The sequence below is a fragment of the Solibacillus sp. FSL W7-1472 genome (assembly GCF_037969775.1).
GTDB classification, from domain to species: domain Bacteria; phylum Bacillota; class Bacilli; order Bacillales_A; family Planococcaceae; genus Solibacillus; species Solibacillus silvestris.
The window spans coordinates 710982-726204 of sequence record NZ_CP150208.1 but is presented as its reverse complement, the minus strand read 5'-3'; the positions used below and the strand labels follow the sequence as shown (position 1 = coordinate 726204).

Here is a 15223-nt window from a genome sequence, read left to right as displayed (position 1 = left end):
CATTGGCTAGTGCCTCTGCCTTACACTATATATATCGTAGCTAATTTAAAATATTTAATAGTTTTTTATAAATAACTTTATATTTTTTAAATGTATTAAAAAAAGTAAACATTATCTGATGCGAAAGATGCGTAAGATAAAAATTTATACGAATATAAGGGCCTTATTGAACACTTTCTACAAGGCTTTTTCATATTACTGCTTAAGCTTAAACTGCTTCAATGCATCGACTGAACTAGCCAATGCTTCTTTATTCTGCTGTTGTATCGCCTCAAACACTTCTGAACGATGTACTTTTACAGATTCCGGAGCTAAGATGCCTAACTTTACCTGATCTCCCTCAACAGAAATTACTTTTACTTCAATTTGATCACCAATCATTATTGTTTCGCCTTTTTTTCGAGATAGGACTAGCATTTATTTCCCACTTCCTTCAGCTATAGAGATTTTATAACGAAGTGGATACTTTTCACTATCTTGTAGAACAATTTGTTTGCCGAGCTTCTGCTTCGTATTAATAATAATAGGTGCCATTAAATTTATTGTAGATTCCGCGAAATTTTCTTTCAGTGTAATGACTGTATATGAAGCTACTTCACTTTCATCTTCTAACTGTAGTTGCTCTTTGTCTTCCTCGCTTAAATCAAATGCATAATCATGTTTAAATGCAAATGGATACCCTACTACAAAACCGATTTGCTCCTTTTCTGTAGACTGTAATAATGCAATAGGTAAATCTGCATCTAAGCCTAAAAGGATGAATTCCGTATATTCTTGAAACCCGGGTAGACCATTTTCAAATGTAAGTATTTCTGATTGCTCTATTTCAACTTCGCCTAAGAATTTTGTTTTAATTTTCATGTATTCTGCTCCTTTTAAGCGACGACATCAATTTGTACAGCCGGCCTTACCATCATTTCCCCACTGACTTTCCCATAAGTGAAGTCCATTTGTGGCTTGTTCACCTTTACGGCAATTTTCGGTTCGTTTTGCTGAATGTTAATATCTGTTGTTCCTGGTGTGATGTTTACTTTTACTGAGCCGATGGAGGGAATAAACTTGATATTATATGGACCTGGCCGTTCGGGGCCATGACTTTGCTTCGCGAGATTTTGAATCGTCGTTCGACCTTGTTCTTTCCCTGCACTCATCATGATTTGACGGCCTTCCCCCATTCGTCTGGACATTCCCTTCAACATTTCTTGGCGTCCCATTTGTGCATATTCTTTAATGAATTCCCCTACTGGCTTCATCCCTAAATCACGCCACATTTGATCCATATTAATATTGAGTCGTGCGTTAGTCGTATTGATTTCGACTGTTGCTGCTGGCTGGGATATACTTAAATCTGCTTGTGGCTGTTGGATTCGTTGGAAAGGCTTCGTAATTGAATAATCCATTTGAATATCAGTTTTTGATATTTGAATTTGCGGGAATCGCATCCTTGTTCCTCCCTTTTTCAATAAAAGCGTTTGGAGATTATCCAAACGCTTTGTTTATAAGTATTTTCTGTATTTTACGCAATATTGCGAGTTCAGTACTCTAGTAGATTTCATTAACGGATGAAATCTACTGTTAAATTAATTATGTTTGCGCCTGCCGCTTTGCTTTCGGCGCAGAACTCTAGTAGATTTCATTAACGGATGAAATCTACTAGAGTTTGCTGAATAATTTTGGCGCCTACAGAGAGGGCAGCTTGATGGATAGATTCAGCTGTTACCATATCTGTAATCGTTTTTGCATAGTCTGTATCTTCGTTTTCAGACATTTGCTTTGTTACGTTTACTTCTTGCATTTGCAGACGACTTTCCATTAACTCAACACGATTTTGCTTTGCGCCGACTTCTGCGCGCTTTACCAGTACCTTTTCATTTAATGAATCAAGTCCTGGAATATTTGCAGTGCCTCCTGCTGTAAAATCAACGCCTAGTGCATTACCGATTTCTTCACTTGTAGCTCCGTTATTTAAAAGAGAGTCGAGCTCGTTCATGAAGTTTTTTACTCCTCCAAATAGTTCTGCACCCGTTACATTAATAGGCATTGAGATTCCATCGAACACATTAATCTCAATTTCCTTACCCATTCCCGTGAAATTAGGACCATTTTGAATTTCACCGTTTTCATCAAACAAGGGGCTACTAGTATGTGTCCCGGAGAAAATATAATTTTCCCCAACTTTTGTGTTCCCTAAATCTTGAATATGTTGTTTGATTTGCGAAATTTCCTGATTGATTTTTTGACGATCCTCGGTAGTAATTGTATCATTCGCTGCTTGAACAATTAACTCTTTTACACGAATAAGAGATGTTCCTACTTGATCTAACGCTTCATCTGTTGAATCTAACCAAGTATTTGCTTCCCTCATATTACGTTGGTATTGTGCATTTTTATCTAGGTCAATGCGATATCCCATTCCTTTTACAGCTACTACTGGATCATCGGAAGGTCGGTTAATTATACTTCCTGAATTTAATTGTTCTTGGTATTTAGCCATTTTATTATAACTATTATTTAAGTTACGAAGCATATTACTAGAGAGCATCGATTGTGTTACGCGCATCGTATTATTCCCTTCTTTCTAGTATGGATTATAAACCTGCACGGCCCATTCCGTTAATGATTTTGTCTAATGTTTCGTCGATAACTGTAATCATACGTGCGTTGGCATTGTAGGCTTGTTGGAAAGTAATCATATTCGTCATCTCTTCATCTAGTGAAACTGAGTTATGGGATGCACGATTATTTTCATTTTGCAGACGCAAAGTTATTGAGTTGTATTCTAATGTTACTGCTTGTTGACCTTTAACTCCTAAATCACCAACTAAAGATTTATAGAAGGATTGGAACGTACCACCTTGCAGAGCTGTTTGAACTTTGGATTGCAGTTCAGAAAGCTTTAACATATTTTGGTTGTTACCTACTTCATTTTCCTCACTAGAAGCAGCAACTTCACTTGGTTTTGTAGTAACAACTTTAAAATCCTTCGCTGAAGTGCCCGAGAAGAATGGCTTACCTTTATCACCATTTAAATCAAATCCGTCTTCATGTACTGCATTGAATTTCTCAATAAATTCATTTGCCAAAAGATCTAACTGTGATAACATTTCTGGATATATGCCTTCTCCGTTACTGTGACCAAATGCATCAATCAACGACACTAAAGAACCTTTTGAAGATTCAAGCTGATTATAATTCACAGTTGCAACATTGGCTGTCGGCGGATTTTTTTCATGATTACTTGACAATCCCGAAATAGAAATATTATCGAACTCCGGATATTCACCATTCGCATCTACATCACCGGTGATTGCGCCTGTTGCATTATTTGTCGAAAGTGCTGCATATTCTTTCCCTTTAACAAGAGTAATCGATTGGCCGTCTGTTGTTTTAAAGGAAATTGTCATACTCCCTTCTGCAATTGCTAAAGCATTACCACCAGATTTTTCAGCCGTAATTGATACCGGAATAATATCGTTTAACTTATCCACCAATGCATCACGTGCATCATAAAGGTCATTCGGCATATAACCATTTGGCTCTACCGCTTGAATTTGACCATTTAAATCAGCAATTTGCTTTAAAATATTATTAACTTCTTTCGTTTTTACATTAATTTCATTCCCGATATTTCCTTGAATTTGCTTTAGCTGAGCATCGATATAGTTGAATGATTCTGCCAAAGATTGACCTTTTGAAATCATTACTTGGCGTGCTGCTGTATCTTTTGGATTTGTCACGATGTCTTCCATTGATTTCCAAAATTCAGTGAATGCCTGGTTAAGCCCAAATTCAGAAGGTTCGGACATAATATCTTCCATTTGAGAGATTGATTTTGTTGTCGATTGCCAGTAGCCCAATTTATTTGTTTCTTGGCGATATTGGCGGTCGATAAATTCATCACGAATACGCTGTACGGAATGCGCCTGCACCCCTGTCCCGATATGACCTGCTGTTTTACCTGTATTTAAACCCGGACTTGGGAATCCCGGTGTTGTTTCCATATTAACGCGTTGGCGAGTATAGCCGAGTGTATTGGCATTTGAAATGTTATGTCCTGTTGTATAAAGTGCTGATTGCTGCGTGTAAAGTCCGCGCTTACTTGCTTCAAGTCCCATAAATGTTGAACGCATTGTAGGACCTCCCTTTTAGTGTGTAGTTTCTGTACAGTATCAATAAAAAATCGCATGTATTGCCTCCGCAGCATGCGGAAGCTTACATGCGATTAGGCTTTAAATTCATTGAATGATCGTTTAGCCCCTTCTTTATTCCCACGTATTTGTGCACCGGAATAATTGAACTGCTCATTTTGCTGTGGGCGCATTGCATCCAATGTTATGTTAATAAACTGCAGTGAGTTCATGACCAGTTTCTGATTCAAATCATTTTGCATCTTTAATTGATTCAGCAACGCTATTAAACGTTCGCGTACATTAATCAATTTTTCAGTGGATTCGCTGTTTTCAGCGGCTGTTATCACATCGGCAACAGATGATGTGTCAGTGAGAGCAATTCCTTTTGCTCGGAGGTAATCCGTTACCATCGCCTGACGCTGTTGCTCAATTGTATTAATCGCCGCTACATGTGACTGCTCATTTTTGATGAGCTGATCAAGCTTTTCCATATCACCTTGCTTAATGTATTCCGTTTTCGCAAGCGCTAGTTCCAGCAGACTTTTATGCATTTTCTCTAGCTTTTCCAGCGTGACGACAATATTGGCAATTGACATGTATTTAGCGCTCCCTTGCTCGTAAAATTTCTGTTATTTCCCTCGATAGAATTTCAGCATGTCCTCTGCAACCTGCTTTGCGTCTACTTTGTAGTTTCCAGAATCAATATCTTCTTTAATCTTTTTCACACGTTCTGCACGCTCATTTGCATAGGTCGAATTGGCCTGCATCTCTTTTGCTTTTGTTGAAATTTCGATCTGGTCTGCAAATGTTTTTTTAGTTTCTTCTGTTTTTACAGGACGTGCTTGCTTATTGTAATTATTGATCGCTTGTAAACCTATTGGATTAATCTTCATATTTATAGACCTCCTCTTAAAATCAGTTACGCCTCGATTCGGCTTATTGCTCGGGGCTTAAACTTATTACAGCAAAATAAAGTTAAAAGCTTCGTCTACTTTATATTTCGACTGCTTCTACCAATTGTTTATGCTCTATTGCAAAAAATTGGACTTATGTAGTATATTATTATGCTCATTTTACTGAAAATAAAAACGAAGTCCTATTTAAACGACTCCGTTTTAGGCACTTATTTTTTTCCGGAAAGATATGTTGCACGCTCACGACGTTCAATATCATCTCGAAATTCTTTTGCTGCATCAAATGTCCGCAATTCAGATTTTAAATCATTTTTACATTTTTCACATAGCTTCCCTGAATTTGTTATTCTTCCGCAGTTATCACATGGGTAACCCAGGTTTGGAAACATCGCCGGGTGGAGACGCCCTTTTCGGACCCATTTATAAAGCAAGTCCCGCTCAACCCCAGTCGCCTCCACAATACGATCAACATTTGCTGCACGGTTTTCGCGCTTACGCAGGAAACGATACACCTCCTGATACAAGTCCTCTTCTTTTTGCGCACAGTTATGACAAACTTCCCTCAAGCCAGTGTAGTTAAAAAAAGCATTACATTCCGGGCAATTTCTTAATTCCGCCATTTTGAGCCCTCCTTCTTCGTATCTACTTTTCATTATTATACAAAATACTTCGATAACTTTGTTTGAAAACTTTCCAATATCTTAATAGGCACTATATTTTACCCATGGATTAATGTGAATCCGTCCACTGTTTTCGCACCGGCTTCGAGCAGCGCCTTTTTCGCATGGTTTAATGTTGTCCCTGTAGTATAAATATCGTCAACTACAAGTAAACTTTTATCTTTTATTGCAGTAGGATTGATAACTTCAAAAAGTTGTGGGGTTTGCAGCCGCACTTCCCGTGTTTTCAGTGATTGCTGCTCCTTTGAAAGCTTTGTTAAATGGTGGGCAAAGGGGATATTCGCCGCCTTTAGCAATTCATCGATATGTGCAAACGTTCTTAATCGCAAGTTTTCGGGATGCATTGGGATAGGGATAATGAGGCGGGTTTCATTTTTTAGCTGTTCATGGAGGATTTTATTGAATACTTTCGCAAGGAGTATATCGTGCTGAAACTTATAACGGTGCAAATAATCTTTCATCGCTTCATTATAATGGAATAAAGATACGACCCCCTCTTCCTGTTGCTGGTCGATTCGTTGAAAGCGTTGTTCACAGCGCGAGCAGATTGTCTGAGGCAGTATTTTTAGCAGCAGTTCTTTCCAGCCAATGCTTTGCTGAAGCTCGCGATCACATAAGAGGCAATTCGATATCGGTTTATTCATGGCAGTTCATCTCCTTTATTTTAGCTCGTGCCCTATCCATTTCCATCGCGATGCCATGGTGGAAAAACACAATATCGCCTGTAGGATACTGCACATTCCGACCGACTCTCCCGCTAATTTGAATAAGGGCACTGGAGGTAAAGACAGGATTTTCCGTACCGACTACAGCGACCTGAATATTTTTAATCGTGACTCCGCGCTCCAATATAGTCGTAGTCAATAAACCTTTTCGGTGTTCATTGCGCAATTGCAGGACTTTCTCTTTTCGGTTAGGATCTTCGGAATGGACACTTTCAATGGTAGATTCTATTTTTTGAAACAAGGGTGTTGCTTGTTCCATTAATTCGATTGTTGGAAAGAAGATGAGGAATGGCTCGTTTTCCTGGATTCTTTGCTTGACCCATATATGAAGCTTTTGAGGGATTTTATTTTTCTGAAAGGCTTTTTCATAATTCCATAAGGACTGGAATCTTGGCACTGGCAAGACATGGCCATGGTATCTTCTTGCTATAAATGAGTAGCCCCATTTTTCTCTTTTTTGCTGAAGGAGCAGTTTGTTTGAAGGAGTGGCGGTAACAAATGCAATCGGGGCATCCGCCTTTTTTGCTTTCACGACCGCACGCTGCAACGCTTCGTCATAGGTATACGGAAAAGCGTCCGCTTCATCAACAATCATGACATCAAACGCATTTTCAAACCGATACAACTGATGTGTTGTCGCCAGAACAATCTGCGCAAACTCGGCGTTATTTTCCGCGCCGCCGTATAGTGCATGGATCGTAATCTTTTGGAACACTTGTTGAAAACGAGGATACAATTCTAGGACTACATCGGTTCTAGGCGTTGCTACACAAACTCTTTTACCTGCTTTCAGCGAATCGTATATTGCAGTAAAAAGAATCTCTGTTTTACCAGCACCACAAACTGCTTCCAAAAGGTGATTTCTGTTTTGTGAAATACTTCGGGTGAGTTCATCCGCCGCTTTTTGCTGATGAGGGGTAAGGTTGCCGGTCCATGAAAACTGAACTGGCGATTTTGATTTCCGAGTTTTCGCTCTTTTCCACAAAATTAGCTCATCACAGCTGCACATTCGCCCCATCGTAATACAGTGCCGGCAATAGTGACAGATTTTTTGACACTTGGCACAGGGAAAAGAAACAAATTTATATGGTTGTTCATTTAGACAACGACGGCAAATAAGCTTGGGTGCTGTGATGACAGCTGGGGTTGTTTCAAAATAGCCGTGGTTGATGTAGGTGTCAATTTTTTGCTGGGGAAATGGTGTATGACGGCGCGACCAGATTCGGCCAGTGAAGAAATTTACGATTGCCGGTTCGGGGATGAGTCCAGTGTATCGGGTGTGGGTTGGATAATTGAGTATATTTGAGTCACTGGAGTGGTTTAAAACGAAGAGTTTGAGAAGTCGATAACATTTGTTTATTGAGGTTGTTGTTAACATAATTTTCGCTCCTTTATTTATTTTCAGAAGTTGTTGATAATCAATTATTGCTAATGAAGTACCTCGGACTATTCTACTTTTGATACTATAGGTTACATTTCCCTCTTCATATTCTACTTTCAGGGGCTCACGTTCCACTTTCGCCTTGTGACTTTCTACTTTTCACGGCCAAAGTTCTACTTTCCAGCCACGAACTTCTAATTCCACCGCCCACCTGCCCACAATTCAAAAAACAGTCACTAACTCCCTTAGAAGTAGTGACTGTTAAGCTTAAAACAAATTATTTCTTAATCCATCCCATTGCCATTGCACCTTCACCTAGGTGCGTGCCGATGACCGGACCGAAGTAGCTTAGCGTGAAGTCGACTGTTGGGTAAGCCGCTTCAAGAGATTTCATCCATTCGCGGGCTTCATCCTCACAGTTGGCGTGAATGACTGTTGCTTGAAGAGCGCCGTGCTTTTCTACTGCTGAAGCGAGTTGTTCTTCCACTCGGCGTAGTGCTTTTTTGCGTGTACGGATTTTTTCGAATGGCACGATGACTTTGTTCTGGAAAGTTAAAATCGGTTTTACTTGAAGCAATCCCCCGATCAATGCCGCTGCCGCTGATAAGCGACCGCCGCGCTGCAGATGCTGCAGATCATCAACAATAATGTAATCATCCATCGTGTTTTTCAGATCGTTTAAGTGTGTCATAATTTGCTCGCCTGAAGCGCCTTCCAACGCTAGTTTAGCAGCTTCTTTTACATAAAAGCCTTGCAAGTAGGCGGCAACTTCCGAATCAAAAGCGTGAACGTTTACACCTTCCACCATTGCGCCCGCTTGGACCGCGCCTTGGAAAGTTCCACTAATTCCGCTTGATAAGTGAATCGTTACAATTTCATCATAATCCTTACCTAATGTTTCATAAAGCTCGACAAATTTTCCGACAGAGGGCTGCGTCGTTTTCGGAAACTCCGCTGCACCGCGCACACGGTCGTAAAATTCAGATGCTGTAATATCGATTTCTTCATCGTAAAATGTTCCTTCAATGTTGACACTTAGAGGAATCATATGGACATTGTACGAATTTCGTTCTTCAAGTGTTAAATAGGCTGTACTATCTGTAACAATTGCTGTTTTCATCGCTCTCCCACTCTCCTATGTTCATTAGTTTACATGAACTCACTATAATTGTGAACGGTAAATTGCCATTCTTATAGGGAACTTCCCGCTGTCTCAACCTCATCGCTATATGAAAAAAACATCTTGGCATCGATTCGCACAAGACGTTTTTACTTTATATTATAGAAGATAAGTTTTTATTCACTACCGATATAATAGATACTTGAAACTTTCCAGCTGTCTTCCTTCTTAAATACCGTTACTTGGCGGCCGACACCTGATAGTTCGGCACCTGTGTCTATTTCTTTCGTTTCGGTCTTTAAATTGGAAAATACTTGGGCTTCTTCGCCACTATATTTAACAATCGTAATATCTTCAGCCGTACGTTTTACATCATATTGATTAAACACATCGGAAACCGCCTCAATGTCTTCATCATAATTAAAGCCTGTCGCATTTTTTGAAATTATATTTTTATAACGTTCTAAATCTTTTTCATTAAAGGCTGCAATATACTCATTAAAAGCAGTGATAATATTATTTTTTTCTTCCTCCGGGACATCTGTAGCTTCTTCAATCGAATCTCCCATCATTTCAAAACCTACAGTACCTTCGTCGATCGTTTTCTGCAGATTTTCAGGTGAAGCTTCTTGTTTATCCCCGCAAGCTGCCAGTACAAAAACCGCCAGTACAGCTACCAACCATTTTTTCATAATTTTACAACCTCCCGCAAAACATTTTAGCACAAAATATTAGAAAAACACATCTTGTATTAAATAGCACGAATAATGTTTTCTTATGCTGATTTCATTGAAAACGAATACCTTCTTTAGCAGCGTAAAAATTCGATGTTCGAATTATTTGCTATCGTCTTCAAAACATTAGGACGAATCTTGTTCACAGATGTTTCATAGATTACGCGGCTATAACTATTTATTAATCGGTAATAATATGCAAAAATAAAAACAGGGAGACGAGTTCGAATCCCTGTTTTAACGTATAATATGTAATTAACGTACTTCTACCCAGCCGTTTTTGATTGCTGTTACAACTGCTTGTGTACGGTCATTAACATTCATTTTTTGTAAAATACTTGATACATGGTTTTTAACCGTTTTTTCCGAGATGAATAATGTCTCACCGATTGTACGGTTTGATTGGCCATCTGTTAATAATTGAAGCACTTCGCATTCACGCTTCGTTAATAAGTGGAATGGACGGCGAATTTCTGTTTGGTGGAAATTACCTTTGTTTTCGTGCTCTGAAAGACGGCGGAATTCCGCAACCAGATTTTTCGTTACTTTCGGGTGCAGGTATGAACCACCGTTTGAAACAACTTTGATTGCTTCAACGATTTCATCGGCATCCATTTCCTTCAGCATATAGCCAAGGGCACCTGATTTTAATGCGTGTGTTACATAAGATTCATCATCATGAATTGATAAAACCATTACTTTCGCATCCGGATATACAGCGATTAAATCAGCTGTCGCCTCTACACCGTTTTTACCTGGCATATTAATATCCATTAATACAACATCCGGTTCGTTTTGTTCATACAAGTTTACGATATCTGTACCGTCATCACCTTCAGCAACAACCTCGAATGTGTCTTCAAAATCTAAAATACGTTTTACCCCTTCACGGAATAATTGGTGATCATCTACAATAATAATTTTCGTCATTTCGAAACCCCCTGGAATTCTGCTATCTTATCTCTTCATCTTTTGTCGGCAATGGAATTTTCATTAAAATTGTTGTTCCTTTACCGATGCTGCTGCTAATTTTCAAAGAACCTTTCAGCAGATCAATTCTTTCTTTCATTCCTATAATACCGAAAGATCCTTCACGAGCGCTTTCCGTATCAAATCCAACCCCATTATCTTTTACTACAACATTAATTTCGTCACATAACCACTCAAGTTTAACAATAATCAGGTTCGGCTTTCCGTGTTTCAATGCATTGTTTACACTTTCCTGCACTAAACGGAAAACGGCCACCTCATAATCTGTAGGGATTCTGCGCTCGTTATTATATGAAAGGAACTGAATCTCAACACCTGGATTGTATTCCATAATCGTAGATAAATACTTTTTCAATGTTGGATCAATACCTAAATCATCGAGTGCCATTGGACGTAAATCATAAATAATGCGGCGTACTTCTGATAAGGCGTTGCGAACGCTTATTTTCAAGTCATGAATTTCTTTTAAAGCGGCGTCTGCTCCTTTTTCTCGGAAAGTGCGGTCAATTAAATTCGAACGCATCAGCACATTCGCCATCATTTGTGCAGGCCCATCATGAATTTCACGCGATAAACGTTTTCGTTCTTCTTCCTGGGCTGCGATAATACGTATGCCAAAATCTTGTTTGATCTTCGCCTGTTCCAGTGCTGCTCCGACATTTTTCAGGTCGGTCGTCAAAAAATTGATAACAACATTCACTTGGTTCACAATATGATCCGCTCTTTCAATCGTATCATAAAGTGTGCGCAGGCGCCTTTCCAAATCGTCACGCTTATCTCTTAGCTGCTTTTCGCGCTCCCGGCAAAGGGAGACCTTTAATTGTAAGTTACTTGTATTTTCATAAGCTGCACGTATTTGCTCTTCTGAATGATTATTGAAACTTTTACTTACAACGACTAATCGCTGTCTAGACAATTGAAGCAACTTTTCCAAGTTATCACTTTCATCTATTATAATCTTTATTTCATGTCGCACAACTTCTAGCTCTTGTTGCATTTCTTCAAAGTTTCTGCGGCTTTGTTCGCTTATAATAAATACATCATCTTTTGAACTTGTAATAGTTTCCAACATTCGATTAAATATTACATCAAGCGAGGCGATGTCTATTTGATTGTTTTCTAGCACTTTTTCCCCACCTTACTTAGTCAGAATGCGAACTACTCTATCTTTTTACTTTGCAACCTACTATTATAGTACATACATATTATATCATTAGTAAATCATTTTTTAAGTTAAATTATAACCACAAATTTGAAATCAAATTGTAATATTAAGGAGAATCGATAATGAGAAATAACTACATTACTGTAAAAGGTTACGGAGAATCAGAAATCATCATATCAAAATCACGTTTTTTAACTTATGTAGAACGCGTTGAGACAGAAGAAGAAGCGATTCTCTTTATAGATAAAATAAAAAAGATGCATGCATCGGCTACCCATAACTGCTCCTGCTATATGATCGGGGAGCATGACCAGATCCAAAAAGCGAATGATGACGGGGAACCAAGCGGTACTGCTGGCGTCCCTATGTTAGAAGTACTTAAAAAACAAGGTTTAAAAGATACGGTTGTTGTCGTTACTCGCTATTTCGGCGGGATTAAGCTGGGCGGAGGCGGTTTGATCCGTGCATATAGTAAAGCTACAACAGAAGGAATCGCAGCTGCCCAAGTTGTTGAGCGAAAATTGCATTATTTAATGAAAATTGAGATTGATTATGTGTGGTTAGGGAAATTAGAAAATGAAATACGTAGTTCCCACTACCTTCTTCATGATATTCAGTATGCGGAAAATGTAGAAATTTATGTACATGTTTTAAAAGAAGAAGAGCAAACATTTATCGACTGGATTACTGAACTGACAAACGGCCAGGCAGCAATTAAAAACGAAGACGCGCTTTTCATCGAATTTTCGAAGGAATAACCTCGAAATAAATGTCATCATAATGCAAGATTTCGTTACTTTACGACAAAAGGTGAATGTAGTATATTAGATAAGATTACGAATTAACTATAATAACCAATTTAATATAGTAACCTATCCCTAACCTAGAGGAGAATCTTTATGAAAACAAGGCAAAATAAAAAGAAAGGCTCTTCGAAATTCAGATTATTTCTTAAAGTTACGATGCTTCTGACTCTTTCACTCGCAATTTGCGCAACAGCATACGGTGTCTATTTGACGAAGCAAGCCGAACATGCAGCAGACAGTGCATATGAAGTAATCGAGGACCGCAAAATGTCGGACCAGCGAGAAGTAAAAGTTGAGCCTGCCCAAGACAATGTATCTATTTTAATTTTAGGTGTCGATGATAGTGATAAGCGCGGTCAAGGTGCAGACAATTCACGCACTGATGCCCTTTTGCTTGCCACTTTGAACAATAAAACGAAAACAGTTAAACTAGTGAGTATCCCACGTGATTCATATGTTTACATCCCTCATATCGGATATAACGATAAAATCAACCATGCGCATGCGCGCGGTGGCACACTTGCTTCAATTGAAACTGTAGAAGAATTATTTGATATCCCAATTGATTACTATATGCGTGTAAACTTTAATGCCTTCATCGATATTGTCGATGCATTAGGTGGCATTGAAGCAGAAGTACCATACGCAATGCTTGAAAAAGATGAGTTCGACCGCAACACAGTCAACTTGCAGCCAGGAATGCAAACATTGGACGGCCGTGAAGCACTAGCACTTGCCCGTACACGTAAACAGGACAATGACATTGAACGCGGTAAACGCCAGCAGGAAATCATTCAGGCGATCGCTTCTAAAGCAGCATCATTTACATCACTTTCAAAATACGATGATATTTTATCCGCTGTCGGTAACAACATGAAGACAGATATGACATTTACGGAGATGAAATCTTTCTTCAGCTATTTAACAAACGGCATGCCTCGTATCGATACATTGACATTGGAAGGCTATGACGACATGTCGACTGGTGTTTACTATTACAAACTGGATGAAGAAGCGCTTGCAGAAACAAGCCATATTTTAAAAAGTCATTTAGGGCTAACTCCGGAATCGACAAACATTTCGGGCACAAGCTCTCAATCCAACTCAGCTTATACAACAAAAACGAATTCCGATACACAATAACCGAAACCAACCTCCGCAAGTAATGCGGGGGTTGGTTTTTTATATGGCGTTTCTACTAGTATAGGGGGGGTGAGTTGACTGGCATTCTGTTCTACTTTCGTCGGCGAATGTGCTAATAAATTGGCACTTTCTACTTTTCAGGTGTACTTTTCTACATTCCCACGAGAAACTTCTACTTTTGCTTCCGAACTTTCTAGTTTCACTTCATTTTGTTCCACTTCCCCCCCGTGAATGTGCTAATAAATTCAACAACTTGGCAAATAAATCCCCAAAACAAAAAACAAGCAAACGGCACGAGGCCATTTACTTGTTTCGATCTTTTCACTTATTAAATATTCTTACGAGGTTGAGCAATGGTTTGTAGTTTTTGCCGGCGAGACCGATAATTTCTACGAACAGCTCAATCGCCACTAATATAACGGCAATGAGTAAAATTGCGCCCCATACTTTTGCCATCGAGAAGATGACAGCAGCGAGACCGAACATTGCAGCCATCGCATAAATAATCATCACTGTTTGACGATGCGAGAATCCTAAATCCAGTAAACGGTGGTGTAAATGCGATTTATCCGGATCTGACCACTTTTTACCGCTACGTAAACGACGCACGATCGCGAAGAATGTATCGGAAATCGGAACTCCCAGCATAATAACCGGGATAACGAATGAAATAACTGCTACGTTTTTAAAACCTAATAGTGCGAGCACCGATATCATAAATCCTAAAAACAGTGCACCTGTGTCCCCCATGAAAATTTTCGCTGGGTGGAAGTTGAAAAACAGGAAACCAATTGTTGCAGCAGCTAAAATTGCAGCCATTGCGATAACAATACCGTTACCCATGATCATTGCCATTACGGCTAATGTCATTAACGCAATTGTTGATACACCTGCAGCTAGTCCATCAAGACCATCGATTAAGTTAATCGCATTAGTAATACCAACAATCCAAATAATTGTGAACGGAATACCTAACCAGCCGAATTCCAGTTCCCCACCAAACGGCAAGTTAATATTATCAATTTGAATACCGCCGACAAATACAACGATGCAGGCAGCAATCACTTGACCAAGCAGCTTAGCCTTTGCGGAAATTTCCCGCATATCATCGACAATACCTGTTGCTACAATAATTGTCGCGGCAATTAAAATTGCATATAAGTAGTCACTTTCGAAGTTCGTGACTAATTTTAAAAGTAATATCCCGATCATAAACGCACCAAAAATTGCTAAACCGCCTAATCGTGGCATAATGCGAGCATGCACTTTACGATAGTTCGGGGCATCTACAGCTCCAAGGCGAAAAGCCAATCGCTTCACAAGCGGAGTTAGTATAATAGCAGCAATAAAAGCTACGATTAAAGACACGTAAATCATGTCTCTCCTCCTTAATTTTTGTAGTATTAAGCATTACAATAAATCGCCTTTTGGAGAT

General features: G+C 39.1%; 17 protein-coding genes. 2 read left to right on the top strand and 15 right to left on the bottom strand.

Annotation, left to right across the window (positions count from 1 at the left end; all coding sequences use genetic code 11):
• Positions 1 to 195: 195 nt before the first annotated feature.
• The 14 genes from csrA to MKY07_RS03400 all read right to left on the bottom strand — a co-directional run bounded on the left by csrA (position 196) and on the right by MKY07_RS03400 (position 11800).
• A complete protein-coding gene (gene csrA, locus MKY07_RS03465; RefSeq protein WP_339263838.1) occupies positions 196 to 417 on the bottom strand; it encodes a carbon storage regulator CsrA in 222 nt (73 codons plus the stop codon).
• Positions 418 to 861, bottom strand: coding sequence for a flagellar assembly protein FliW (fliW, locus tag MKY07_RS03460; protein WP_339263837.1), 444 nt, complete (start codon positions 859 to 861; stop codon positions 418 to 420).
• Positions 862 to 875: 14 nt separating this feature from the next.
• On the bottom strand, positions 876 to 1442 hold the full coding sequence (locus MKY07_RS03455) for a DUF6470 family protein (RefSeq protein WP_339263836.1): 567 nt from the start codon (positions 1440 to 1442) through the stop codon (positions 876 to 878).
• 194 nt (positions 1443 to 1636) lie between these two features.
• Positions 1637 to 2560 carry a flagellar hook-associated protein FlgL gene (flgL, locus tag MKY07_RS03450; RefSeq protein WP_339263835.1) on the bottom strand — a complete coding sequence of 308 codons (924 nt, stop codon included), beginning with the start codon at positions 2558 to 2560 and terminating at the stop codon, positions 1637 to 1639.
• A 28-nt stretch (positions 2561 to 2588) separates the two neighbouring features.
• Entirely contained in the window at positions 2589 to 4130 is a 1542-nt protein-coding gene (gene flgK, locus MKY07_RS03445; protein ID WP_339263834.1) for a flagellar hook-associated protein FlgK, read from the bottom strand.
• Between the two features lie 92 nt (positions 4131 to 4222).
• Positions 4223 to 4726, bottom strand: a complete 504-nt coding sequence (locus tag MKY07_RS03440; protein WP_339263833.1) for a flagellar protein FlgN — start codon at positions 4724 to 4726, stop codon at positions 4223 to 4225.
• 33 nt (positions 4727 to 4759) lie between these two features.
• Entirely contained in the window at positions 4760 to 5023 is a 264-nt protein-coding gene (gene flgM, locus MKY07_RS03435; RefSeq protein WP_008407356.1) for a flagellar biosynthesis anti-sigma factor FlgM, read from the bottom strand.
• 230 nt (positions 5024 to 5253) lie between these two features.
• A complete protein-coding gene (locus tag MKY07_RS03430) occupies positions 5254 to 5664 on the bottom strand; it encodes a TIGR03826 family flagellar region protein (protein ID WP_008407359.1) in 411 nt (136 codons plus the stop codon).
• A gap of 98 nt (positions 5665 to 5762) precedes the next feature.
• Positions 5763 to 6368: a ComF family protein gene (locus MKY07_RS03425; RefSeq protein ID WP_339263830.1), complete on the bottom strand. Its 606-nt coding sequence runs from the start codon at positions 6366 to 6368 to the stop codon at positions 5763 to 5765.
• Complete coding sequence (locus MKY07_RS03420) at positions 6361 to 7827, bottom strand: DEAD/DEAH box helicase family protein (protein WP_339263829.1); 1467 nt, start codon at positions 7825 to 7827, stop codon at positions 6361 to 6363. The genes MKY07_RS03425 and MKY07_RS03420 overlap by 8 nt, the downstream gene beginning before the upstream one ends.
• A 280-nt stretch (positions 7828 to 8107) precedes the next feature.
• The gene (locus MKY07_RS03415; RefSeq protein WP_339263828.1) at positions 8108 to 8950 is read right to left on the bottom strand and encodes a DegV family protein; all 843 of its coding nucleotides are present in this window, start codon (positions 8948 to 8950) and stop codon (positions 8108 to 8110) included.
• Between the two features lie 176 nt (positions 8951 to 9126).
• Positions 9127 to 9642 carry a nuclear transport factor 2 family protein gene (locus MKY07_RS03410; protein WP_339263827.1) on the bottom strand — a complete coding sequence of 172 codons (516 nt, stop codon included), beginning with the start codon at positions 9640 to 9642 and terminating at the stop codon, positions 9127 to 9129.
• A gap of 297 nt (positions 9643 to 9939) precedes the next feature.
• Entirely contained in the window at positions 9940 to 10614 is a 675-nt protein-coding gene (locus tag MKY07_RS03405; RefSeq protein WP_008407366.1) for a response regulator transcription factor, read from the bottom strand.
• Positions 10615 to 10636: 22 nt separating this feature from the next.
• A complete protein-coding gene (locus MKY07_RS03400) occupies positions 10637 to 11800 on the bottom strand; it encodes a sensor histidine kinase (RefSeq protein ID WP_008407367.1) in 1164 nt (387 codons plus the stop codon).
• Between the two features lie 161 nt (positions 11801 to 11961).
• On the opposite strand from MKY07_RS03400, the gene MKY07_RS03395 reads away from it, so the two are divergent.
• Both MKY07_RS03395 and MKY07_RS03390 read left to right on the top strand, forming a co-directional pair.
• A complete protein-coding gene (locus MKY07_RS03395) occupies positions 11962 to 12597 on the top strand; it encodes a YigZ family protein (protein ID WP_339263826.1) in 636 nt (211 codons plus the stop codon).
• Positions 12598 to 12738: 141 nt separating this feature from the next.
• Positions 12739 to 13788 carry an LCP family protein gene (locus MKY07_RS03390; RefSeq protein WP_065216550.1) on the top strand — a complete coding sequence of 350 codons (1050 nt, stop codon included), beginning with the start codon at positions 12739 to 12741 and terminating at the stop codon, positions 13786 to 13788.
• A 321-nt stretch (positions 13789 to 14109) separates the two neighbouring features.
• Here MKY07_RS03390 and MKY07_RS03385 read toward each other — a convergent pair whose 3' ends face one another.
• Complete coding sequence (locus MKY07_RS03385; RefSeq protein ID WP_014824666.1) at positions 14110 to 15165, bottom strand: MraY family glycosyltransferase; 1056 nt, start codon at positions 15163 to 15165, stop codon at positions 14110 to 14112.
• Between the last annotated feature and the right edge of the window lie 58 nt (positions 15166 to 15223).

Bases quoted from the DNA above. Each gene is read 5' to 3' on its own strand.
- csrA (WP_339263838.1), bottom strand. From the start codon at position 417: ATGCTAGTCCTATCTCGAAAAAAAGGCGAAACAATAATGATTGGTGAT.
- fliW (WP_339263837.1), bottom strand. From the start codon at position 861: ATGAAAATTAAAACAAAATTCTTAGGCGAAGTTGAAATAGAGCAATCA.
- MKY07_RS03455 (WP_339263836.1), bottom strand. From the start codon at position 1,442: ATGCGATTCCCGCAAATTCAAATATCAAAAACTGATATTCAAATGGAT.
- flgL (WP_339263835.1), bottom strand. From the start codon at position 2,560: ATGCGCGTAACACAATCGATGCTCTCTAGTAATATGCTTCGTAACTTA.
- flgK (WP_339263834.1), bottom strand. From the start codon at position 4,130: ATGCGTTCAACATTTATGGGACTTGAAGCAAGTAAGCGCGGACTTTAC.
- MKY07_RS03440 (WP_339263833.1), bottom strand. From the start codon at position 4,726: ATGTCAATTGCCAATATTGTCGTCACGCTGGAAAAGCTAGAGAAAATG.
- flgM (WP_008407356.1), bottom strand. From the start codon at position 5,023: ATGAAGATTAATCCAATAGGTTTACAAGCGATCAATAATTACAATAAG.
- MKY07_RS03430 (WP_008407359.1), bottom strand. From the start codon at position 5,664: ATGGCGGAATTAAGAAATTGCCCGGAATGTAATGCTTTTTTTAACTAC.
- MKY07_RS03425 (WP_339263830.1), bottom strand. From the start codon at position 6,368: ATGAATAAACCGATATCGAATTGCCTCTTATGTGATCGCGAGCTTCAG.
- MKY07_RS03420 (WP_339263829.1), bottom strand. From the start codon at position 7,827: ATGTTAACAACAACCTCAATAAACAAATGTTATCGACTTCTCAAACTC.
- MKY07_RS03415 (WP_339263828.1), bottom strand. From the start codon at position 8,950: ATGAAAACAGCAATTGTTACAGATAGTACAGCCTATTTAACACTTGAA.
- MKY07_RS03410 (WP_339263827.1), bottom strand. From the start codon at position 9,642: ATGAAAAAATGGTTGGTAGCTGTACTGGCGGTTTTTGTACTGGCAGCT.
- MKY07_RS03405 (WP_008407366.1), bottom strand. From the start codon at position 10,614: ATGACGAAAATTATTATTGTAGATGATCACCAATTATTCCGTGAAGGG.
- MKY07_RS03395 (WP_339263826.1), top strand. From the start codon at position 11,962: ATGAGAAATAACTACATTACTGTAAAAGGTTACGGAGAATCAGAAATC.
- MKY07_RS03390 (WP_065216550.1), top strand. From the start codon at position 12,739: ATGAAAACAAGGCAAAATAAAAAGAAAGGCTCTTCGAAATTCAGATTA.
- MKY07_RS03385 (WP_014824666.1), bottom strand. From the start codon at position 15,165: ATGATTTACGTGTCTTTAATCGTAGCTTTTATTGCTGCTATTATACTA.